The 20,959-nt window shown below is 70.3% G+C and carries 16 protein-coding genes; 5 read left to right on the forward strand and 11 right to left on the reverse strand.

What is annotated here, in order from left to right:
* Positions 1 to 9: 9 nt before the first annotated feature.
* Together ACFE64_RS07705 and ACFE64_RS07710 are read right to left on the reverse strand one after the other, a co-directional pair.
* Positions 10 to 294 (reverse strand): DDE-type integrase/transposase/recombinase, encoded by a 285-nt coding sequence (locus ACFE64_RS07705; RefSeq protein WP_375391875.1) that lies wholly within the window; start codon positions 292 to 294, stop codon positions 10 to 12.
* Positions 246 to 521: a hypothetical protein gene (locus ACFE64_RS07710; protein ID WP_375391876.1), complete on the reverse strand. Its 276-nt coding sequence runs from the start codon at positions 519 to 521 to the stop codon at positions 246 to 248. The genes ACFE64_RS07705 and ACFE64_RS07710 overlap by 49 nt, the downstream gene beginning before the upstream one ends.
* Before the next feature lie 159 nt (positions 522 to 680).
* On the opposite strand from ACFE64_RS07710, the gene ACFE64_RS07715 reads away from it, so the two are divergent.
* Positions 681 to 1,694 (forward strand): LacI family DNA-binding transcriptional regulator, encoded by a 1,014-nt coding sequence (locus ACFE64_RS07715; protein ID WP_375391877.1) that lies wholly within the window; start codon positions 681 to 683, stop codon positions 1,692 to 1,694.
* A 24-nt stretch (positions 1,695 to 1,718) separates the two neighbouring features.
* Here ACFE64_RS07715 and ACFE64_RS07720 read toward each other — a convergent pair whose 3' ends face one another.
* The 8 genes from ACFE64_RS07720 to ACFE64_RS07755 all read right to left on the reverse strand — a co-directional run bounded on the left by ACFE64_RS07720 (position 1,719) and on the right by ACFE64_RS07755 (position 17,836).
* Positions 1,719 to 4,274 carry an amylo-alpha-1,6-glucosidase gene (locus ACFE64_RS07720; protein ID WP_375391878.1) on the reverse strand — a complete coding sequence of 852 codons (2,556 nt, stop codon included), beginning with the start codon at positions 4,272 to 4,274 and terminating at the stop codon, positions 1,719 to 1,721.
* Positions 4,274 to 5,554: a sugar MFS transporter gene (locus ACFE64_RS07725; RefSeq protein WP_375391879.1), complete on the reverse strand. Its 1,281-nt coding sequence runs from the start codon at positions 5,552 to 5,554 to the stop codon at positions 4,274 to 4,276. Before ACFE64_RS07725 ends, ACFE64_RS07720 begins: the two co-directional genes overlap by 1 nt.
* Positions 5,551 to 8,526, reverse strand: a complete 2,976-nt coding sequence (gene pgmB, locus ACFE64_RS07730) for a beta-phosphoglucomutase (protein WP_375391880.1) — start codon at positions 8,524 to 8,526, stop codon at positions 5,551 to 5,553. Before pgmB ends, ACFE64_RS07725 begins: the two co-directional genes overlap by 4 nt.
* Positions 8,527 to 8,529: 3 nt before the next feature.
* Positions 8,530 to 10,596: a hypothetical protein gene (locus ACFE64_RS07735; protein ID WP_375391881.1), complete on the reverse strand. Its 2,067-nt coding sequence runs from the start codon at positions 10,594 to 10,596 to the stop codon at positions 8,530 to 8,532.
* Positions 10,593 to 12,119: a tryptophan halogenase family protein gene (locus ACFE64_RS07740; protein ID WP_375391882.1), complete on the reverse strand. Its 1,527-nt coding sequence runs from the start codon at positions 12,117 to 12,119 to the stop codon at positions 10,593 to 10,595. The genes ACFE64_RS07735 and ACFE64_RS07740 overlap by 4 nt, the downstream gene beginning before the upstream one ends.
* A gap of 48 nt (positions 12,120 to 12,167) precedes the next feature.
* Positions 12,168 to 14,819, reverse strand: coding sequence for a TonB-dependent receptor domain-containing protein (locus tag ACFE64_RS07745; RefSeq protein WP_375391883.1), 2,652 nt, complete (start codon positions 14,817 to 14,819; stop codon positions 12,168 to 12,170).
* Positions 14,820 to 15,106: 287 nt separating this feature from the next.
* Positions 15,107 to 17,059, reverse strand: coding sequence for a glycoside hydrolase family 97 protein (locus tag ACFE64_RS07750; protein ID WP_375391884.1), 1,953 nt, complete (start codon positions 17,057 to 17,059; stop codon positions 15,107 to 15,109).
* Between the two features lie 87 nt (positions 17,060 to 17,146).
* Positions 17,147 to 17,836, reverse strand: a complete 690-nt coding sequence (locus tag ACFE64_RS07755) for a DUF6445 family protein (protein ID WP_375391885.1) — start codon at positions 17,834 to 17,836, stop codon at positions 17,147 to 17,149.
* Between the two features lie 820 nt (positions 17,837 to 18,656).
* On the opposite strand from ACFE64_RS07755, the gene ACFE64_RS07760 reads away from it, so the two are divergent.
* From ACFE64_RS07760 to ACFE64_RS07775, 4 genes are read left to right on the forward strand one after another with little or no spacing between them, the layout of a single operon-like run.
* Entirely contained in the window at positions 18,657 to 19,163 is a 507-nt protein-coding gene (locus ACFE64_RS07760) for a DUF3489 domain-containing protein (protein ID WP_375391886.1), read from the forward strand.
* Positions 19,160 to 19,588, forward strand: coding sequence for a DUF2924 domain-containing protein (locus tag ACFE64_RS07765; RefSeq protein ID WP_375391887.1), 429 nt, complete (start codon positions 19,160 to 19,162; stop codon positions 19,586 to 19,588). Before ACFE64_RS07760 ends, ACFE64_RS07765 begins: the two co-directional genes overlap by 4 nt.
* The gene (locus ACFE64_RS07770; protein WP_375391888.1) at positions 19,585 to 20,175 is read left to right on the forward strand and encodes a recombinase family protein; all 591 of its coding nucleotides are present in this window, start codon (positions 19,585 to 19,587) and stop codon (positions 20,173 to 20,175) included. Before ACFE64_RS07765 ends, ACFE64_RS07770 begins: the two co-directional genes overlap by 4 nt.
* Positions 20,073 to 20,651: a hypothetical protein gene (locus ACFE64_RS07775; RefSeq protein ID WP_375391899.1), complete on the forward strand. Its 579-nt coding sequence runs from the start codon at positions 20,073 to 20,075 to the stop codon at positions 20,649 to 20,651. Before ACFE64_RS07770 ends, ACFE64_RS07775 begins: the two co-directional genes overlap by 103 nt.
* A gap of 61 nt (positions 20,652 to 20,712) precedes the next feature.
* On the opposite strand, the gene ACFE64_RS07780 is transcribed toward ACFE64_RS07775, so the two are convergent.
* Positions 20,713 to 20,949, reverse strand: coding sequence for a hypothetical protein (locus tag ACFE64_RS07780; protein ID WP_375391889.1), 237 nt, complete (start codon positions 20,947 to 20,949; stop codon positions 20,713 to 20,715).
* Positions 20,950 to 20,959: the final 10 nt, after the last annotated feature.

Here is a 20,959-nt window from a genome sequence, read left to right on the forward strand (position 1 = left end):
CCGCATACCTCAGAAATAGCGGATACGCTTCTGTCTAAGTGAAATCGAGCCTAGCTCGGTAATCGCTGCCCGATACGAACGCAGCCCGTCGGTGGTGATCGCCTCGGGCGAGCCGTGGCGCTTCAGCGCCTTCTTCATGAAGCTGAGCGCGGCCGCCTTGTCCCTGGTCTTGGTGACGTAGCTCTCCAGCACCTCGCCCTCGTGATCGACCGCGCGCCAGAGGTAGACCATCTCCCCGTTCAGCTTCACGTACATCTCGTCGAGATGCCATCGCCAGTGGCGGAACCCGCGCATGCGACTGACCGCTGGCGGCGGATGTCGCCGGCGAATAGCGGGCCAAAGCGGTTCCACCACATCCTCACCGTCTCATGGCAAATGTCGATCCCGCGCTCCGCCAGCAGGTCCTCGACGTTCCTGAGGCTCAGCGGGAAGCGGACGTACATCATCACTACGAGCCGGATCACCTCGGGCGACGAGTTGAAGTAGCGGAACGAGCTCTCAGGCTTACGCGGGCGGGGCATGCCGCTGCCCTACGCTGGTCCGCTTGCCAGCCGGTGCACTGGGTCTGACAATGCTCTGATAACGCCTGCACGCACGTTGACACGGAGCTAATTCGTGCTCTCCTCGCACGGCCCCCGGTCCGACAGTCCGCGCTGCCGACCGATGACAAGCGAGACGTGATGAACAAGCTCAACGCCGTTCCCGGCCGGCCCACGATGCAGGAGGTCGCAACGCTGGCCGGTGTCTCGAAGATCACTGTCTCCCGAGCGCTGCGGGGCAGCGAATTGGTCCGGCCGGAGGTCAGGGACCGGATCGTGAAGATCGCGCGCGAGGCAGGCTACCGGATGAACGCCGCGGCGCGCAATCTCAGGACCCAGCGCACCCAGACGATCGCGGTCGTGATGGAGCAGGTCGCGTCGTCTGAGCGGCCGATCTCCGATCCGCTGCTGCTATGGATGGTTGGCGGACTCATCGAGGTGCTGACGCCGGCCGATTATGCGCTGCTACTGACGACCAGCGACCATTTCCTGGCGTCCACCGCGATCGATGCGGACGGCGTGGTGGTGATCGGCCAGGGCGAGGACGGCCGGCGGCTAGAGGAGGTGCAGGGCGTCGGCCTCCCGACCGTCGGCTGGGGCGTGCCGCTGCCGGGGTCGCGCGTGCCGGTGATCGGCAGCGACAACCGCCTCGGCGGCCAACTCGTCGCGCGTCACTTGGTGGACGATTGCGGCTGTCGAAAGTTGCTGTTCCTGGGCGACATCCGCCATCCGGAGATCATGGCCCGGTTCGAGGGTGTGCGCGACGTCCTGTCCTCCACACCCGCCGCGCTCGCGGGCCGGATGGCATGTGGTTTCTCGGCCAAGGGCGGGGCGCAGGCGGTGGCGACCGCGCTGACGGACGGTATCGCGTTCGACGGGGTCGTGGCGGTCAGCGACTTTATCGCCGCGGGCGCCTGCGAGGAGCTGGACCGGCACCGCCTCCGCGTGCCTAACGACGTGGCCGTGGTGGGTTTCGACGACAACGCGATCGCGTCGACCCACCGCCCGAGCCTGAGCAGCATCCGCCAGGATTGGAACGCGGCCGGCCATGCGCTCGGCCACGCGATTCTAGCTGCTCTGAAGCGCGAAGCGCCCCCCGGCGCGAGCCCACCGCTGCAGGTGGAGCTGATCGTGCGCCAGAGCAGCTCGCGCTGAGGGTCGGGCGGCCCGTCCAGCGGGTCACGGTCCCGTGCCGTCCCCTGCAAAGGCGACCTCCACGTCGACCGGCTGGTCGTCGCCCTGCGTCGGCGCGTGAAGCACCAGCCGGCAGCGTCCGGCGGCGCAGCCCGTCACCGCCCCGCCCGTGACGCGCCTGATCGGCATGGCGGTGAACAGGTCGATCGCAGCATGCGCCGGATCGACGACATAGGCGCGGAGCCGGAGGCGCTCGCCCGCGTCCCAACGGGCCGACACGAGCTTGGGGTTGACGCTGTGATCGCCGATGCGGGGCGTGACTTCTACCGGCGCGATCCGCACCCCGCCGCGGTAGCGCACTGTCGCCCACGTCGTCCTCTCGCCCGCGACAACGATCAGACGCGCATGCTGGTCCTGCGCGGTGTGCAGGAGGGTCGCCGCCGCGCCGTCCGCCGCACCCGTCAGGCTGGCACCGAGCGGGATTTCGGGCTGCCAATCGATCGTGACCGGCGGGCCGGGATTATCGACCTCCAGCGTCGCCGCCTGACCGTCTTGCGACAGGCGGAAGGAAAGGCGGGTGTCGCCGACGCGCACGCGCGTGACGTTCACCTGAGACCAGTCCGCCGGGAGATGGGGCGCCAGGATCACGCGCCGCTCACGGCCGCGCACTTGCAATCCCAGCAGCCCATCGACCGCGCCGGCGAGGAAGCCGGCCGACGTCCAGGTCTGCTCGGGCACCGACTCCCGCTCGGAATGGAACAGATCGCCCGCGAGCACCTCATGCATATGGCCAGGGCTGTCCAGCGCGGCCCAAGCGACCATGCCGTGCCAGGCGTCCCAGGCAGTGAACGGACGATGTGACCGCCAGAAGCTGGTGGCCGCCGCGCTCGAACCCAGTCCCCAAACGGCCCCGTCGGCATAGGTGTTGGGATCATAATGCGGATCGCGCGCCGACAGGCTGCGCATGCCCCAATCGGTCTGGAAGTCCGGCGTTGCCAACCGCTCCAGCGCCTGGTCAGCCTGCGCGGGGGTGAAAACGCCAGCCTCCAACAATCCCAGCGCGTCGGGCCGTTGCTCGCGCACCGCTTGGCCGGCCGTATCATGGCCGCCGTACCAGAAACCGCTCGCGGCATCCCAGTATGTGTCGCGTACGGCCTGCCGCGCCAGGCGGAGCGCCAGCTGGCCCTCGCGCGCGCCGCCGCGGTCGCCGACCGTGCGGGCGAGCTGCGCAAAACCATCGGCCGCAGCGATCCACGCCGCCGAGAGCCGCACATCGTCGTGCAGCACGGTCTGCTCGTTCTGTCCTTCCTTGCCCGCGGGGATGGTCGGCAGCCCGGTGTGGGGATCGATCAGCGAGCGCGCATAGCGCCAAGCGCTTCGCACCGCACGCCAGTGCGCCTCCAGGAAGGCGGTGTCGCCGGTCGTCTCGACATAGGCAGACAGCGTCGACAGGAACTGGAGCGTGATGTCGACATGGACGAACATATACGGGTAGCGGCGCTGCCAGTCGATGAGCGGCGCGCTGGTCGAGATCTCGTGCCAGATCATGCCGTTCGCCGCGTTCTGATACTGCAGCACGAAGGCGAGTTCGTCGCGGGCGCGCTCGTAGCGCCCGGCGGCGAGCAGGCCCTGGACGGCGACCAGCCCGTCGCCGGCGAAGAACCAGGCATATTGCGGCCGCCGCCCTGGTCGTGACGGGCCGTAGCCGCCTACCATGCCGCAGCCGATCCCCGGGGCGCAGACCCAGGCCTGCTCCACATCGGTGGTCGCGGCGGCGAGCGCCCGGTTCACCTCGGCGTCCGGGGTGACGATCTCCACCGCCTCGTCCCGGACCGCGGCGTAATGTGCCGTCGCGGCATCGGCGAGCGCGGCGCTGTTGCGGTCCAGCGCAAGCGACGCGCCGGCGGGATCGCCGCCTTCGTCCTGCGTCACGGTTAGCCGCGCGCGCCGGATGCCGTCTGCGTCGGACTTGGGGGCTATCACGAGGCCGAGTGTGGCGGGCCGCCCGGTCGCGACGTTTGTCGTCGCGTCGTGCGCGATCGCCTGGCCGGAACGGATCGTCGCGGCATAGCCGTGCAGCGGCTCGCGTTCGACATAGCCCGATCGCGCGTCGCTCCAGGCGATCTCCTGTCCGCCCAGCGCGCCCGGCCACATCAGATCGAGTGACGGCTGGAACCGCGCCTCGATCTGGATGTCCGGCCGTCCCTCCACCTCATAGGTCACGATCGCGCCGGGCGCGCTCAGCGGCGTGAAAAGATGCTCGCGGACGACGAAATCGGGACCGCTATAGACACGCACCACCTCCGACGGGCGGCTTTCGATCCGGGTCAGCAGTGTTGCGCCGTTCCACGGCTCGGTGCGTCCCGCTTCGCGGAAGCGCAGCTGGTATCCGCTCAGCAGCTGTAACGGATACGCCCAGATCTCCAGCCCCGTCTGCGGATAACCGAGGATCGAGCTGCGGCGGCCGTGCACGCCGATGAACCGGCCCGGACCACTGGCATCGGCCGTCCAGGCGACGTCCTCGCGCGCGGCGGCGGGATCGGCTGGCGCGTACGCCGTCACGGAGAGGGCGGCCGACGCCGCAACGGCGAACCGGCGCATCAGGCCGGTTCGGGCGCGGGCTCGCCGCTGGCGGGCCGTGCGGCGTGGCTCAGTCGGCGCAGCAGCCCGAGGCTCGCGAGCAGCAGCGCCACCGGGACGAGCACGCCCGCCACCGCGACGCGGCCGCCGAAGACCGCGAACAGGCGCGCGGTCAGGAACGAGCCCAGCGTGCCGCCGATCGCCGAGAAGACGACGATCAGCCCCGTCATCGCCGCCTGCCGCTCGACCGGCAGCGCGCTCAGCACGACCGAGTTGATCGTCGGGTAGATTGGCGCGAGCAGCAGCCCGATCAGCGGCAGGATCAGCGCGCTGGGCGCGATCGCCTGCCAGCGCTCCACCATCGGCCCCAGGCCAGCCTGCGCGGTCGCCGCGAGCGCGATCAACACCAGCGGCGCCATCGCCACCGTGCAGGAGATCACGAACCCGAACCGCGACACCCGCCGCAGCAGCAGGCCCGCGCTAATCCGGCCGACGCACAGCGATCCCGCATAGACGCTCGCCACCTCGACGCTTAGCACCGGAGACAACCGCAGCACCTCGTGGTTGAAGGTCGGCATCCATGTGCCCAACCCCTGTTCGATCAGCACGTAGAGGAAGGCGCACAGCAGAAACGCGCGCACCACGGGCTGCCGGACCAGGGTCAGCATGGCGACGAACTCCGCACCCATCGAACCGCCCTCGCGTTGCCGGAGCGGCGTCTCATCTAACGGCGACACCGCCCACAGCGCCGCGAGGGCGGCGCAGCACCCGGCCAGCAGCCAATAAACGCGCAGCCACGCAAACCGCGCGTCGGGATTGATGAAGGCGCCGAACAGCCAATAGCCGCCCAGCACGCCCACCATGAACACGCCCTCGATCAACCCCGTCAGGCTGGCGTGGCGATGCGGCTCGGGCGCGATCAGGCCGATCGTGCCGTAGACCACCACTTTCGACAGGCCGAAGGTCGCGCCGGTGATGACGAAGCTAAGCGCGGTCATGCCGAAGCTGCGCGCGACCGGCATCGCCGCGCAGCCCGCGCCGAGCAGCAGCAGGCCCCAGACCAACGCGCGGCGGTAGCCGAAGCGGGGCAGCGACGAGGCGAGTAGGAACGACACCGCCGCGCAGGTCAGGTCCTTGCAGCCCTCCAGGATTGAGCCCGCCGTCTTGGACACCGCGAAGCTGGCGATCGACTGCAGGATCACCGTGCCGACGCTGTTCATGAGCACGCCGTACAGCGCGTAGGTCGCGCCCAGCGCCACGACGATGCGGAGCGGCGGGGCGGGCGATCGGGCGTCCGTCATGCCCGCACCGGGCCCGCGCCGATCGGATCGGCCCAGTCGACCCCGTCCAAATTGGCGACCACCGCGTCAGCGTCCGCGAGCGCCGCCGGGTCGCCGACGCCCAGCCCGGTCATGCCGGCGGCCCTGATCGCCTGCAGCCCGGCGTGGCTGTCCTCGATGCCGAGGCACGCGGCGGGATCGACGTCCAGCTTACGCGCGGCGGCGAGGAAGATCGCCGGATCGGGCTTGCCGCGCGGGACGCTGGCCGGATCAACCACCGCGTCGAAGAAGTGCGCGATGCCGAGCCGGTCCAGCAGCGTCCGCGCGTTGCGGCTGGCGGAGGCGAGCGCCACCGGCAGGCCCGCGGCGCGCGCGCGCTCCAGCGCTGCGCGGGCGCCGGGCAGCAGGTCCGCCGGCGTGATGTCGGCGATCAGGCGCTGGTAATGCGCGTTCTTGCGCTCGGCCAGCGCGCGCCGCTCGTCGTCGTCGTAGCGCCGCGTGCCCCGCGCGAGGATCAGCGCGAGCGAGCCGTCGCGATCCACGCCCTTCAGCGCCTCATTGGCGGCCGCGTCGAACGGGATGCCGAGCTCGTCCGCCAGCGCCTGCCACGCGACATAATGCAGGCGCGCGGTGTCGGTCAGCACGCCGTCGAGATCGAACAGCAGCGCGCGGATCGCGCCGGTCGGGGCCGACCCGAAGCGCGGCGTCGGGCGCTCGACGCTCTCGCCGGGCCGGAGCGACAGCGGCAGCCCGTCATGGGTGAAGGTCAGCGGCCCGCCCTCGGCGCCGAGTGAATAGCGGCACCGGCCGGCGTCGACCTCGACCCGCAGCGCCGCCCCGCGCCACGCGAAGCGAAAGGCGTAGCGCGGCAGCTCGGGCGCGGTGCGCGGCAGCAGCGCGGGCGCGCCATCGACGACCCGCAGCCCCGCGAAGCCGCAGGCCAGCGCCTGCCAGCCGCCCGCCATTGACGCCATGTGCAGCCCGTGCCCGACATTGCCGTGCAAATTGTCGAGGTCGATGAAGACGCTCTCCCTGAGGAAGCGCCATGCCTCGGCGGTACGGCCGAGCCGGGCGGCGACGATGGCGTGGCTCGAGGCCGACAGGCTCGAGTCGTGGACCGTCCGGGGCTCGTAGTACGTCAGGTCGCGCCGCTGCTGCGCCGGGTCGCCGACCTCGCAGACTGCATGCGCGAGCACGACGCTGGCCTGCTTGATGATCTGATGCCGATAGAGGGTAAGGGGGTGATAGTGGAGCAGCAGCGGCCGGTCGCCGCCGTCGGCCTGCCACGGCCATTCCGGCTTGCCGAGGAACGTCGAGTCCTGCGGGTGGACGCCCAGCACCGGGTCCAGCGGCAGGTGCATGCGCGTCGCCGCATCGGCCCATCGCACCCGCTCGTCGGCGTCCGGCGCGCCGGGGGCGTCGGGAGCTCGTGACGCGAGCTCCAGCGCGTAGCGAAGGTGCAGCTGCGCCAGCCGGTTGGTGTAATGGTCGTCGTCGACCAGCGCGCTGTATTCGTCGGGTCCGGTGACGCTGCAAATCCGGAAGGCGCCGTCCGCGCGCGAGTCGTGGAAGCCCGCTGCCAGCCACAACCGCGCGGTCTCGAACACCATCGGCGCGGCCGCGCCGAGCACGAAGGCGTCGTCGCCGGTCGCGCGGTCGTAGCTGCGCACGGCGTAGGCGATCGCGGCGTTGATGTGGTATTGCGCCGAGCCCGCCGGGAAATAGCCCGAGCCTTCGTCGCCGCCGATCGTGCGCCAAGGGTAGAGCGCGCCGGTCGAATGGTCCATCTCCCGCGCATGACGCCGCGCGCGGTCGAGCCCGGCGACCCGAAAGGCGAGATTGCTGCGGGCCAGCGCGGGCGCGGTCAGCGCCAGGACGGGCAGCGCGAACGCCTCCGCGTCCCAGAAGGTGTGGCCCTGATAGCCCTCGCCGGTCAGCCCTTTCGCGGCGAGCCCGCTGCGGCCGTCCGCTGGCGCGCTGCGGCGCAGGTGCATGAGGTTGAAGCGCATCGCCCGCGTCAGCTCGGCGTCGTCCGGGATGGTGACCTCGGCCGCTTCCCAGAACGGGGCGAGCTCGCGCGCGGCGCTCGCCGCCGCGGCCGCGTAGCCGCGGCCGGCATGGTGCGCCGCGCGCGCCCTGGCGTCGGCCAGCGCCTGGTCGTCCTCGCCCGCGTCGAAGGGGACGTAGGCGACGACCTTCTCGAAGACGGCCTGTTCGCCCGGCGCGAGGTCCGCGCGGTATGTGATCGCCGCGCTGGCCGAGCGCGCGACAGGCTCCTCCCGGCGCAGCCGCTCGACGCGATGCGCCTGCGCCACCGCGCCGCCGACGCCGGCGTGGCGGCCGTGCTGCAGCAGCCACGCCGCGTCGCCGTCGCTGCCGATGGCGCTCGTCGCCAGATGGTGACCGCTGCCCACGCCGTGGCGCGGATCGCCCGCCTGCGCCGCGCCGGCGCCGCCGGCGTCGAGCAGCGACGTGACAGTCAGCGGGCCGGAATGGTCCACCGACCGGACCTCCAGCCGCAACGCCAGCACGCCGCCGCCGAACACGACACGGCGCGCGAGCACGTCGATGATCGACCCGTCCGGCGTCTGCCAGCGGGTGTAGCGGACCAGCTCGCCCGTGCGCAGGTCCAGCCGCCGCCAGAAATCGAGCATCCGCCCGTCCGCCACCCGGCCGTCGCCCACGCGCAGGTCGATCACCGCCCCGTCCGCCATCGGCAGGCGCGTATCGGTGTGGGTCGCGAAGCCGCTGAACCGCTCCGGGTAGCTCAGCGGGACCGCGTCATAGACCCGGTTCAGGTAAGCGCCGCCGCCCGTATGCGGCCGCTCCTCGACGCCGCCGCGGACGCCCAGCACGCCGTCGGCCAGCGCGAACAGGCTGGCCTCGCTCGCCCAGGCGTCTTCGTCGGCCGGCGCGCCGCGGGAGAAGACCCATGGATCGTCCGCGTCGGTGTCGGGCGCGACGGCCCGGGCGTTCTGATGGCCCCCCGCCATCGCTCAGCCCCGGCCCGGCGGACGCACCGCGAGATAGACGGTGCTCCACAGCTGCGCGGCGTTGGATTCGTCGGCGTCGCCGCCGGACGCGCCGAACGGCGCCACCTGGTAGCGGCCGTCCGCATAGATCCAGGACCAGAGCTCGGAATTGCTCATGCGCGCCGTCGCGCCGATCGCCGTCCAGAGCCGCGCCTGGGCGGCGGCAAGGGTCTGCCGCGCGCCCGGGGACAGATCGTCGCGCGCCAGCTGCCGCGCCAGCCCCGCCGCGAACAGGGCCTGCTGCCACGACCAGACCACCGCGCCATGATAGGCGCTGCGGTCGAAGCTCGGCTGCAGTGCCGCCGGGGCGTAGGCGGCGTTGGCGACCACCATGCCGACGCCCGTCATCAGCCCCGCCGGGAACGGCCGCATCAGCGTCGCCACGTCGTCGGCCATCGCGTCGGTGTCGTGCGGCGCGCCGAACAGCAGCTCGAAGCCGAGGTCCGAGTTCATCACCCGCACCGGCGCGCCCGCGGCGTCCAGCGACAGCGCGAAGAAGCGCGCGCCCCCCGCGCCCGAGGCGGCGCGTGCGGCGTCGGCTGGCACGCCCTGCGCGGCGGCATAGGCGGCGACGTTGCGCGCGGCGGCGGCCGCGCCTTCCGACACGCGGAAGAAGCCCGGCGCGGCCGCCGCCCAGCGGTCGGCCATCGCACCGGCGCGCGCGAAGGCGGCACGGTCGTCGTGCGACAGATAGCCGTCGAGCAGCCTGGCGGCGTTAAGCCGCGCCGCGGCGCGCAGCGCGGCGGGCGCCAGGACGGCGTTCACGTCATACGGGATTCGCCCGCCGCCCAGCCCGGTGTTGCTGTCCCGCCACTCGCCCACCGGCACCCCCGGCTTTAGCGCGAGGAGGTTCGCCGCGCGGGGATCGTCGGCGAACGGGCGCGCGAGGCGCAGCACCAGCCGGAGGTTTGCGACCAGCTCGTCGCCCCGCCGCCGCGCTGCCCCGCCCGGTCGGGCGTCCGCCCCCGCCAGGAATGCGCGGGCGCGCCCGGCGGCGCGCGGATCGTCGAGCAGCCACGCGCTCGCGACCGGCGCGAGCAGCCAGCTGCTGTCGATCATCTTGTAGTCGTAGACCGGCGCGTCCGAGCGGCTCCGGTCGGCCTTGAGATGGTCGAGGATCGCGAACTCGCCGATGTCCTCCTCATGCGCCACCTCGCCCGCGGGCGAGAGGCGCGTCAGCACGGCGGCCAGCCCGGTCTCCACCGCGTCCGGCGTCAGCGCCGGCATCAGCAGCCGCAGCGACAGGAGAGTATCGCGGCCGAAATAGGTGTTGAAACGCCAGGAGCCGGCGAGGAACTTCTCGCGATAGCTGAGGAAGCGCAGCGACTGCCGCGCCGCCGGATCGGCGGCCGCGCGCGCGGTCAGCAGCCCCGCCGCGGGGAAGGGGGTCAGCGGCGGCTCGCCCGACAGCGCCGTAATGGCGAGCACGAGGCGGCCATCGGCCCCGGCGACGAGGCGATCGCCGACCCGCGTGCCGTGCAGCACCCGCACGGCCAGGCCGTAGCCGGGGGCGCCGTCCAGCCGGTCGCGCGACCAGCGGACCGCATCCGCCGTGAACGCCGGCTTCGCGTCGACGGCGGAAGGGACCGTCCCGAGCGCCTGATAGTCGCGCAGCACCCGCACGCTCGACAGCACCGCCTTGCCGATCGTCAGTGACCGCGCGCGCACCTCCGTCTCGGCGCGGACGCCGTAGAGCGGCCGGCCTCTGGCGTCGCGCTCGACGACCGGCTGCGGCGATCCGGTCAGCCGCCACGTGACCGGGTCCGCCTCGGGCGCGAACCACAGTCCGACGCCGCTGTTGCCCGCCGGGAACGCGACCAGGATGCGCGGCGTCTTGCCCGACCGGAGCAGCAGGTGCGCGGCGACCTGGCCGTCCTGCACGAAGGCGTTGAGGTTCAATCCCTCGGTCCTGGCGAACTGCAGGCGATCAGGGGCCGGCGCGGCGCCGAGCAGTGATCCCGCAGCCGCGGCCGCCCACAAGGCGCGACGCCAAGACGTGCTGCCGCCGATGCGGGAAAGGGCGGAGCTCATGCCACGGCCCGCGCCGGCGCGGGCTCGGCGGCGATCTGATCGCGCAGGGCGGCCTCATGGCTCGGCATGCGCTCGGCGGCGGCGCGGATCGCCTGCTTCACCTGCGCGAGGTGCGCCAGCGCGGCCCCGGCCGGCACCGCGTCCATCAGCGGATTGTAGTCGCGCGGCGCGATGCCCTGGCCCATCAGCACGGCGAACCAGCTCGCCTCGCGGAACAGCTCGTCGGTGCCGAGCACGATCCGCCCGGTGCGACGGAACTGCTCCTCCTTGTAGACCAGCGTGTCGGGCAGCATCATGTGGCGGCAATGCTCCCACAAAGGCTGCGTCCGGTCGGCCGTCGCGTGGTAGTGCAGCACCAGGAAGTCGCGCACCGCCTCGTAATCGTCGCCGAGCACGCGATTGAACTGCTCGGCGACCAGCGGCTCGCAGTCGCGCGTCGGGAACAGCGACAGCAGCTTGGCGATCGCGCTCTGGATCAGGTGGATCGACGTCGATTCGAGCGGCTCCAGGAAGCCGGACGAGAGCCCCACCGCGACGACGTTCTTGCGCCATGCCTCGCGCCGTCGCCCGGTCCGGAAGCGAATCGGCCGCGGATCGGCGAGCGGGCGGCCGTCGAGGCCGGCGAGCAGCGCCGCGGCCGCTGCATCGTCGCCGATAAAGGCGCTGCTGTAGACATAGCCGTTGCCGGTGCGGTGGCGCAGCGGGATGCGCCAGCGCCACCCGGCTTCGTCAGCGGTGGCGCGGGTGAACGGCGTCGGCGGCGCGACGCGCTCGCTCGGCACCGCCAGCGCGCGGTCGCACGGCAGCCAGTGCGACCAGTCCTCGAAGGGGCTGCCGAGCGTGTCGCCGATCAGCAGCGCGCGCATCCCCGAACAGTCGAGGAACAGGTCGCCCTCGATCCGCTCGCCGCGATCGGTGACCAGCGCGGTGACGAAGCCGGTCTCGCCGTCCTGCTCGACACGCGCGACCTTGCCCTCGCGCCGCGCGACGCCGCGGCTCTCCGCCAGCTCGCGCAGGTGCCGCGCGTAGAGCGCGGCGTCGAAATGATAGGCGTAGCCGAGCGTCGACAGCCAGTTGCGCGGATCGTCCGTCGGCTTGGCGAAGCGGCCCGCCAGCGCCGCCTGCGTCGCGAGGGAGTAATCCTCGAACCGATCCGCCAGCCCGCCCAGCCGGGCGCGGATGAGGTGGTGGAGGAACATCGGGCCGTCCGGCGGCGCGCCGTAGCGCCCGAAGGGATGGAAATAACGGTGACCCGGCTTCGCCCAGCCGACGAACTCGATGCCGAGCTTGTAGGTCGCCTGCGTCTCGCGCACGAACCGGGCCTCGTCGAGCCCGACCAGCTGGTTGAACCAGTGGATGGTGGGGATCGTCGCCTCGCCCACCCCGATAGTGCCGATCTCGTCGGACTCGATCAGGGAGATGCGGAACTGCCGCTTTGCCGCCTTGGACAGGGCGGCGGCGGCCATCCAGCCGGCGGTGCCGCCGCCGAGGATGACCACCTGCCGGATGCGCCTGTCGGTCATGACCGTCCCATTTGCAGACCTCCGAGCCGGCGGCGCCGCCGCCCTCGATCAGAAGGCGAAGGAGATCGAGCCCAGCGCGTTGGTCCCGATGATGCCGCGGCCGTAGAAATAGCCGTTGACCACCGCCTGCGTGAAGCCCTGGCGCGGATTGCCCTCCGTCAGGCCGCGTTCGTTGGTCACGTTGTCGACGCTGATGTTGAGCGTGATGTCATGCCGCAGCGACACCGCCGCGCCGAGCGTCAGGACGTTGTATCCCGGCAGCGCCAGCTGATCGCCGTCGTCCGCGAAGATGCGCCCGACCCGCTTGAACCGGGCATAGACGTTGCCCAGCCCGTTCGGCAGGTCGAACTGCGGCGTGATGGTAAACAACCAGTCCGGCGTGCGGCCCGGCGTCTTCCCGTTGTAGAAATTGTCCACCTGCGACGAGATGTCCTGCCCGTTGATATTGATCACGCCGGTGCGGACGTTGGCGAACTCGGTCTTCTGATAAGTCAGCTGCGCGCGCAGCGAGAAGGCGCTGAACCCGCTGAAGGTCGGCCGGTAGAAGGCGTCCACGTCGACGCCGTTGGTGTGCGTGTCGGCGAAGAAGCCTTGGCTGAGGTTGGGATTGTCGGGCACGACGCCGCCGCCCGAACTCAGATTGTCGAACTCCGTGCGGAAGCCGCGGACGGTGCCGAGGAACCCGTATTTCGAGAACGTCACGCCCGCTTCGTAGAGGGTCAACCCGGTCGGATCGGGATTGACACCCTGGGTCTGATAGGAGCGCGCATACCGGGCATAGAGTGAAAAGCTCGGGTCGAAGACATAGTTGGCGCCAACCGTCCAGTTGACCGGATTTTCCGAGCCTTCGCTGGTGGAGTAGGTCCCGTTGAACGCGTTGGGATTGGTGCGGACCACGCCGCCGATCCCCGCCGGAATCGTCTCGGGCGAGCTGTTGCCGTTGTGCGCGGTCGTGTGCTCGTGCTCGTAGCGCAGGCCGGCGTCGAAGTGCAGCTTCTCGTTGAAGACGAACTCGTCGTTCACATAGATTGACTGCGAATCCAGCCTCGTGTTGTTGATGCCCGAACCCCAATTGCCGTACGAGATCAGGCCGTTGTTGCTCAGCGTGCCGACCACGCCGCCGTTCGCGTCTAGCGCGACGACGTCATAAATGTTCGAGTTGTTGCGGACGTCGTTGACTACCGTCGCGACGCCCGATTGGTCGTTGTACTGCTTGAAGCTGTAAACCATGCCGCCCAGCGTCAGGCTGTTGCGAAAGTTGTCGCCACGAGTCGCCCAGCGGACCCCGAAGTCGCTGCCGAAATCGCGCTGGGTCACGACTTGGCGGTTCAGCACCGTCTGCTCCAGGAGGCCGTTGCCGTTCAGCGCGTTCAATGCGGCGGCGTTGGACGCCGGGATGATGGTGCCGTCGGTCAGGCTCTTGATGCCGAACTGGCGGATGGTCGGGAACGCCGCCGTGCCTAGCTGCAGCAGCCCGAAGATGGGTGAGACCGGCGAATAGGTTAGGTAGTTGACCGCACTTTCCAAGCCGCCGTTGCCGGTGCCGCTGCCGGCGAACACGCCATTGAACGCAAAGGTGGTGTCCGTGTAGCGCGCGCGCCCGAACAGCGAGATGGAGTCGCTGACCGGCTTATCGATGTCGATCCGATAGATGTTCCCCTGGGGGTGCACGCCCTCCAGTAGGCTGAACGTGCGCAGCGGCTCGCCCGCCGCGGTCGAGTCGGGCACCACCACCCGGCCGAAGCCGGCGCCGATGATGTTGCCGAACTGCGTACCGAGCGAGGGCACGCCCCCGATCTCGCCGTTCTGGAAGGAATAGGGCTGGTCCGCGTAATAGGGATCGTGCTCGTCCCAGTGCTTGTAAGTCAGCCCGATGAAGCCGCCGTCGTCGAACTGCTTCTGCAGCTGCGCCTTCAGCCGCCACGTATGATAGGTGAAGGGCGAGCTGCGCACGCCCGGCGTCGAATCGAAATAGCCACTGATCGCGAAGGCGAAACCCTGCCCGAGCGGCGCGGAATACCACAGATCCGCGCGCCGATCGCCATAGGTGGTGCCCTGGATGCGCGCTAGGCCGCCGGCATGGTCGAAATTGAGCTTGCGCGAGATGAAGTTGACCGACGCGCCGGCGGCGTTCTGGGTCAGCACGCCCGAGGTGCCGCCCTGGATCGCCTCCACGCGATCGTAGGACAGGTCGTACTGCAGCACCTCGTCGTCGTTGAGGCCGCCATACAGCAGCGGCATGCCGTCCTCGATCAGCCGCACGAAGGTGGAGCCGCCGCCCGGCAGGCCGCGCACCGAATAGTTGTTCGACACCGGCCCCGCGGTGCCCTCGACGAAGAAACCGGGGATCGTCTCCAGCACGTCGGCGGTGGAGCGGGGCGCCTTCTGTTCCAACTGCTGGCGGTTGACGAGGGTGATCGCGACCGAGGCGTCGAGCAGCGTGCGCTTGCTGGTCGAGCCGGTGACCACGACCTCGTCGACGTCGGACGGCTGGTCGCCCTGCGCGGAGCCGGCCTGTTCGGCGGCAACTCCTGCCTGCGAACCCGGCGTCTGGTTGGAGCCAGCCGCCTGACCGCCGACGGGGCTGGCGGCGCTGCCGCTCGCCGGCGCGTCCTGCGCTAGGGTTGGCGACGCGCTTGCGAACCAGGCGACGGCCACGGCCGAGGTCGACGACGCTAGCAGGCTCCGCTTGGTGCGCATGGTGTCTCCTTAATTGGAGGACCAACCGGGACGAGCCGTTCCCCGACTCGCGCCGTTCCCCTCCTGTTTTTATGATGGCTGCGTCGCCAACCAGCGCCGCTGCCACCCCTTCTGGCGCACGGTGTAGAAGACATCGATACCATTATCAAGCTGCCTCGTCGCGAGCGGACGTCTGAACCGTTTGTTGCATCCCAACATCGATAGCGCCGGCCTGGACGAGATCAGCCCACGTTTGTGATATCGATACCAAGTGCGTGGCAGGCCGCCCCTGCTTCGCGGCCCGTTGGTCAGCGCAGCGGCGACAGTCGCGCGGCGTAACCGCCGGCGCTCGTCAGCCACAGCCGCAGGCGGGTGTCGGGCCCGACCCGCGCCGTCAGGTGGGCGGCCATGTTTCGCGCGGCGGTGTCGGCATAGGCGTCGAGCTTCCACGTCGAGCGACGCAGCAACGCCAGCGGGACGGTGACGGCACGGGCCTCCCCGTCGTTGACAGCGCCGATCCACCAGTCCGCGCCGCGCCGCCGCGCGACGACGATGTAACGCCCGACCTCGCCCGCGAGCACGCGCGTTTCGTCCCAGGTCGTCGGCGTCGCGGCGACGAAGGCGAACTCGGGCGCGTGGACATAGTTGGCCGGGGTGTCGGCGACCATCGACGACGCGTTCTCCTCCACCACGTAGGTGGCGAGCGCCCGTGCGCGCGTCCCCATCACTTGCGGCGCCCGTTGCCGATTGCGGAAGTCGGTGGGCGAAACGGCGTCGAAGCCGCCCTCGTGGATGTCCATGGGCCCGGCGAGCATCCTGACGAACGGCGTCGTCGCCTCGTGCGCGGGCGTGCTGCCGGGATTGTCGGGGAACTTGTCGTATTCGGTGCCGCGCACGCCTTCGCGCGTCAGGACATTGGGCCAGGTGCGGTTCTCGCCCGTCGGCTTGAACGCGCCATGATAGACCACCGTCAGGTGATGGTCCGCCGCCTTGCGCGCCACCTCGTCGTAGAAGGCGACCATCTGCTGGTCGTCGCGGTTCATGAAGTCGACCATCAGTCCGGCGACGCCCCATTTCTCCCACTGATCCAGCGCCGCGTCTAACTGCTGGCTAAGCGGCAGCCAGTGGCACCACAGCCGCAGCCGCACGCCCTGTCGGCGGGCGCGCGCGAGGATCTCGCCCATGTCGATCCCGGACCGCGCGTGCGTCAGGTCCTGGAAGGTGCCGTCGGGGCCGATCGGGCCGGGATACCAGGCCTGACCCTCGAAGCCGTCCAGCGTGTGATAGGGGATGCCGTGCGCGGCGTCGAAATCGATATAGGCGTCCATTGTTGCGGTGTTCAGGCCCGGCGTGAAGTTCTGACCAGGCCAGACATAATCGTTCCACCACGGGAAGCTGGTCTTGCCGGGCTTGACCCATGACCAGTCGCGGCGGTCAGGCGGCGGGTTGAGCAGCGTGACCAGATTGGACTCGACCAGCCGGCCCGGCGCGTCGCCGAGCATGACGACCCGCCACGGGGAGACATGCGGACCGGCCCCGCCGATCACGGCAACACCGGGCCGGTCGAGGCGGGGCGACAGGCGCGAGGCGAGCCCCGGTGCGCTGTCGAGGCGAACGAGATACAGCCCGGCCCAATCGTGCAGCGCCGCCTCGGTGATCCCCGCCCAAGCGCCGCCCCGCCGCACCAGGATCGGCAACGCCAGCAGCGCACCGGAGGGGGCGGCTTGGCTCAGCGGGCTGGCGTGGTAGTATTCTTCATAGGAGGAGCCGAAGCCGTCGACCGGCATCACCCAGGCGTCGGCCGACGCCGGCGCCCCGAACCCGGCGTCCTCGTCGGCGATCGCGAAGGCGCCGGCGCTGCGGAACCGCCAACGATAGGCGACGCCGTCGTCATAGGCCCGCACCACCAGCTCCAGCGGCGCGCGGTCGCCCGCCAGCGTCAGCACCGCCTCGACGTAGCGGTCGCGCGCGGTGCTCGCCTTGCCGATCAGGCCCGTGACCAAGCCGTCGTGGCTGCGCCGCATGACCCCCGCGATCCGCAACGCGTCGCCAGGCCGGTCGGCGAAGCGCAGCCCGATCGGTGCGGGATCGAGCACCGGCCGACCGCGCCAGGCGACCGACCAGAGCGGCCGTCCGTCCGCGATCGAGACGGTTACGGCGGCGCGCCCGTCCGGTGAGCGCACGATCACCTGCGCGGGGGCGGGCAAGCAGGCGGCCAGCTGCACCAGCATGGCGACGCCCAGCGCGCGGAGTCGTAACATCGGCACAGGGTCTCCTTGGTCCGCAGCTTAGCGCTTTGCGAAAGCAGCGCTACGCCTGCTGCCTACCCACCGGCGGCTGATTGATCTTCATCGTAGGCGGCGGTGGATCTTGACGAAGAAGTTGCCGGTAAGCCGGCCCTCGCGCGGATCGGCCGATAGCGGCAGCTCCGGCGGGATGATGCCGGAATGGAGCAGGCAACCCTGGTAGATCACCAGCCGGTCCGGCATTGCGGCGATCGCCGCGACCTGCTCGAAGCATGGGTTCGAACCGGCGATATAACCCGACGCCGCCGCGCCCTCGCGCCGCGCCGCGTTGATGAAGGCCGCCTGGTTGCCCGGCTCGACCCGCTCGATCCCTGTCGAGCGTTGGCGATAGAAACCGGTGCCGGTGCCCCCCGTCCCGCCCAAATAATGCAGGATCGCGAGATAGTCGGGATCGACCGAGTCATAATGCGGCAAGCGCTGCTGCTGCGCCAATGTCGAGGGAGGATCGGTGACGAGGGAGAAGCTCGCTTCCTCGATGTCGAAGCGGTCCGCATCGAACGCGCCGCCGATGAACGGGGCGATGGCGCGCAGCGTCCGCTCGGCATAGGCCCAGGCGGCGCCGTCGGCCCGGGTCAGCAGCCGGCGCAGGCCCGGATAGTGACTGTTTTCCGCGCGACCGAACGGTGCCAGCGCCGCCGCCGCGTCGATTACCGCGGGAACGTCGCCATCAAAATCGTCTACGACCACCAGCGCGCTGCCGTGCGCGCCGATGCTGGCGAGCGACGGCTTCATCGTTCCATCAATCGCAAAGAGGGTGGACTGGACCGCGGCCGCACCTCGTGCCGCCCCGGAACCGGATGGCCGGTGAGCATGATCCGCGGTATCGTGCCGATCCCACCGTCCGCCGTTTGCCGCGAGGCCGCCGTAGCGCGTAGCTGCCAACATGGAGCGCGGCGGCCGATGCCGTCCGGTCGATCGTGCCTTCCCATCATCCCAACATAAGCTAGGCAAACAGGCCGCATCAACACCAGCCGCCTACGAAGGTTCTCTTGTCCCCAGCGCTCGCGGAGATTCGGCGGCTTGAGTGCCTCACTCCACAAGCTGAACGGCTCGACACGCTTGCGATTGGGGCTCGGTTTACGGGGCCGGTCGACATGTGCTGCGCGGGTGCATTTGATGAACGAGCGTTATCATATCAACCGCATCTCCACGATCGAAGTGTCGCTGGGGGAAGCTGTGAGCCTAGCGAAGGCGTTCGGCTCGCTTCTGGATTGCTGCTATTTGCCTGCCTTACGGCAGCCAAATGGAGGTAAGACGCGCGTCGCCATGGCTGGTGCAGTTGTTCTGACAACCCCATCGACGTTTTTTTGCACGCTTCCCGTCGGTCCAATGCTTTGCTGCTGGGCGGGAACGGACGCTGGGCTTCGACAAGCCACTCGACTTCGTGCTGCCCCAGAGCGACAGCGCTGGTGCTGGCCCGGCGGTGAGTCGCCCGGGCCAGTCGCCCCGCTCGGCTGACCGCGGGGCTGATGGTGGTGGGAGCAGCCCTTCGACAGGCTCAGGGGAGCCGGGGGCCGCTCTCCTCGAGAGCGAGGACCACCGGCATGCCCAGTTGAACGATACCCAAGCCGTCCTGCTGTCCGCCGCCGCGCGAGCAGACAACGGCAGCCTCTATCCATTGCCCGAGCAGCTCGCACCCGGCGCGCGGGTCAGCAAGGCGATCGCGGGCCTGGTCAGCCGCGGGCTGGCCGAGGAGCGCGACACCAGCGACCCGCTGGCGGTGCATCGCACCGACGGAGATCTCCGGTTCGGCCTGTTCGTCACCGCCGCAGGCCTACAGGCGATCGACGTCGAGTTAGAGAGCGGGGCAGGGGAGGAAACCGAGCTCGACCCTGTTCAGCCGAACACCAAGCCGGAGCGCCAGACCAAGAGCGCGGCCGTGGTCGCGCTGCTGAGCCGCCCGGACGGTGCCACACTGGCCGAGCTGATCGCGGCGACCGACTGGCTGCCGCACACCACGCGCGCGGCGCTGACCGGGCTTAGGAAGAAGGGTCACCGGATCGAGCGCGGCAAGCGCGATGGCGCGACCTGCTACACGATCGTGGGCGTCGCCGCATGAGCAAGGTCGACCAGCAGCTCGCCGAGCTCGCTACCCTGTCGCGGCTCGAGCTCAGAACCCGATGGGCCGAGCTGACCGACGGCGCGCCGCGCCCGCGGATGAGCCCGGCGCTGCTGCGGCTGGCGCTCGCCTGGGAGATCCAGGCGCGTGCGGGTGGCGGGCTGTCGCGCGCCACCCAGCAGCAGCTGGCGCAGCTCGCCGCGGCCAAGACCCGCACCGCTGCGGTCCAGCCCGGCATGCGGCTGGTGCGCGAGTGGCAGGGCCGGGTGCACGTGGTCACCGCCGAGCCCGGAGCCGGCGGCCAGGACCCGGTGATCCGCTGGGATGATCGCACCTGGCGCAGCCTGTCGGAGGTGGCGCGCGCGATCAGCGGCCGCTGGTCGGGCCCGGCGTTCTTCGGGCTCAAGTGGAAGCTGGCGCCGTGAGCGCGGCGGTTCACTCCCGCAGCGTCCGCTGCGCGATCTACACGCGCAAGTCATCGGAGGAGGGGCTTGAGCAGGGGTTCAACAGCCTCGACGCGCAGTATGAGGCGTGCGCGGCCTACATCCTGAGCCAGGCCAGCGAGGGCTGGACCCGGCTGCCCGACCGCTATGACGATGGCGGGCTGTCGGGTGGGACGCTGGAGCGCCCCGCGCTCCAGCGTCTGCTCGCGGACCTCGCCGCAGGCCGGGTCGACATCATCGTGGTCTACAAGGTCGACCGGCTCACCCGGTCGCTGCTCGACTTCGCTAAGCTTGTGGAAGCATTCGATCGCGACCCATGCCAGCGTCAAGAACCGGCGCTACCGCTACTATGTCTCGCAGCCGCTGCACCATGCCCGCGACACGACCGCATGCGCATCCCCGCCCGCGAGATCGAGACCGCGGTCATCGAGCAGATGCAACCCTGTTCGACGATCCGGTCCAGCTCATGGCGCAGGCATGGCTGGCCATGCCCGTCGACCTCTACCTCCAGGCCACCGCGCGCGCCAAGGAGATCGCCGGCAAGCTCCAGCAGCGGGACCGGGCCATGACGCGGCAGCTCCTCACCTCGGCACGGGTCGAGCGCGGGCAGGTCGTGATCGCGCTGGCGACCGCCGCCATCGCCGACGCGGTACAGCTGACCGTGGCTGCAGACGGGCCAGCCAGCATCACGCTCCACGCCGACGGGCGGCTGACCCGCTCCGGGCGCGCCATGCGGCTGGTGGACACCGACGGCGCACACCAGACCGCCGCGCCCCAAGCATCGCTCGTCCGGCTGCTTGCCCAGGCGCACCGCTACTGGCGTGAGCTCAGGAAAGGGGAGGTGAACGTGTCGAGCTGGCGGCTGCGGAAGCAATCTCGCCCGCTTATCTCACCCGCGTGCTCAGACTGGCGTTCCTGTCGCCCCAGGTCACCGACGCGATCCTCGCTGGCGCGCAGCGGGGCGGGATCGATGCGCTCGCGATCACCGGAGCCAGGGCGAGCCAGGCTGGAGCGCGCAGGCCGCAGCGTGGCTGCCCTGCGCTAGCGTTGCAGCGGTTAACAGAGCCGCGCGATAGGCTCCGACGGTTCCTGCCTCCGACGGGACCTCAGCGTGGCGACGCGTTGAGGTGCGACGCCATACGCGCGTGGAACAGCCGTCCCCGTTCCACGACCATGACGACGGCGAGCACGCCAACGCCGATGCACAGATAGCCGGCGGCAAGTGCCGTGGTGGTGCCGGCGTACGACTGTCCGATCAGCGAGCCGACGATCACCGCGCCGACGCTGGTAATGAAGCCCTGGATCGAGGAGGCGGTACCGGCGATATGCCCGACCGGCTCCATCGACGCTGGT

The organism is uncultured Sphingomonas sp., from assembly GCF_964250165.1.
In the GTDB taxonomy this organism is placed as follows: domain Bacteria; phylum Pseudomonadota; class Alphaproteobacteria; order Sphingomonadales; family Sphingomonadaceae; genus Sphingomonas.

Bases quoted from the DNA above. Each gene is read 5' to 3' on its own strand.
- ACFE64_RS07775 (WP_375391899.1), top strand. From the start codon at position 20,073: ATGGCGCAGGCATGGCTGGCCATGCCCGTCGACCTCTACCTCCAGGCC.
- ACFE64_RS07720 (WP_375391878.1), bottom strand. From the start codon at position 4,274: ATGCGCCGGTTCGCCGTTGCGGCGTCGGCCGCCCTCTCCGTGACGGCG.
- ACFE64_RS07765 (WP_375391887.1), top strand. From the start codon at position 19,160: ATGAGCAAGGTCGACCAGCAGCTCGCCGAGCTCGCTACCCTGTCGCGG.
- ACFE64_RS07715 (WP_375391877.1), top strand. From the start codon at position 681: ATGAACAAGCTCAACGCCGTTCCCGGCCGGCCCACGATGCAGGAGGTC.
- ACFE64_RS07780 (WP_375391889.1), bottom strand. From the start codon at position 20,949: ATGGAGCCGGTCGGGCATATCGCCGGTACCGCCTCCTCGATCCAGGGC.
- ACFE64_RS07755 (WP_375391885.1), bottom strand. From the start codon at position 17,836: ATGAAGCCGTCGCTCGCCAGCATCGGCGCGCACGGCAGCGCGCTGGTG.
- ACFE64_RS07705 (WP_375391875.1), bottom strand. From the start codon at position 294: ATGCGCGGGTTCCGCCACTGGCGATGGCATCTCGACGAGATGTACGTG.
- ACFE64_RS07710 (WP_375391876.1), bottom strand. From the start codon at position 521: ATGCCCCGCCCGCGTAAGCCTGAGAGCTCGTTCCGCTACTTCAACTCG.
- ACFE64_RS07750 (WP_375391884.1), bottom strand. From the start codon at position 17,059: ATGTTACGACTCCGCGCGCTGGGCGTCGCCATGCTGGTGCAGCTGGCC.
- ACFE64_RS07725 (WP_375391879.1), bottom strand. From the start codon at position 5,554: ATGACGGACGCCCGATCGCCCGCCCCGCCGCTCCGCATCGTCGTGGCG.
- ACFE64_RS07745 (WP_375391883.1), bottom strand. From the start codon at position 14,819: ATGCGCACCAAGCGGAGCCTGCTAGCGTCGTCGACCTCGGCCGTGGCC.
- ACFE64_RS07740 (WP_375391882.1), bottom strand. From the start codon at position 12,119: ATGACCGACAGGCGCATCCGGCAGGTGGTCATCCTCGGCGGCGGCACC.
- pgmB (WP_375391880.1), bottom strand. From the start codon at position 8,526: ATGGCGGGGGGCCATCAGAACGCCCGGGCCGTCGCGCCCGACACCGAC.
- ACFE64_RS07735 (WP_375391881.1), bottom strand. From the start codon at position 10,596: ATGAGCTCCGCCCTTTCCCGCATCGGCGGCAGCACGTCTTGGCGTCGC.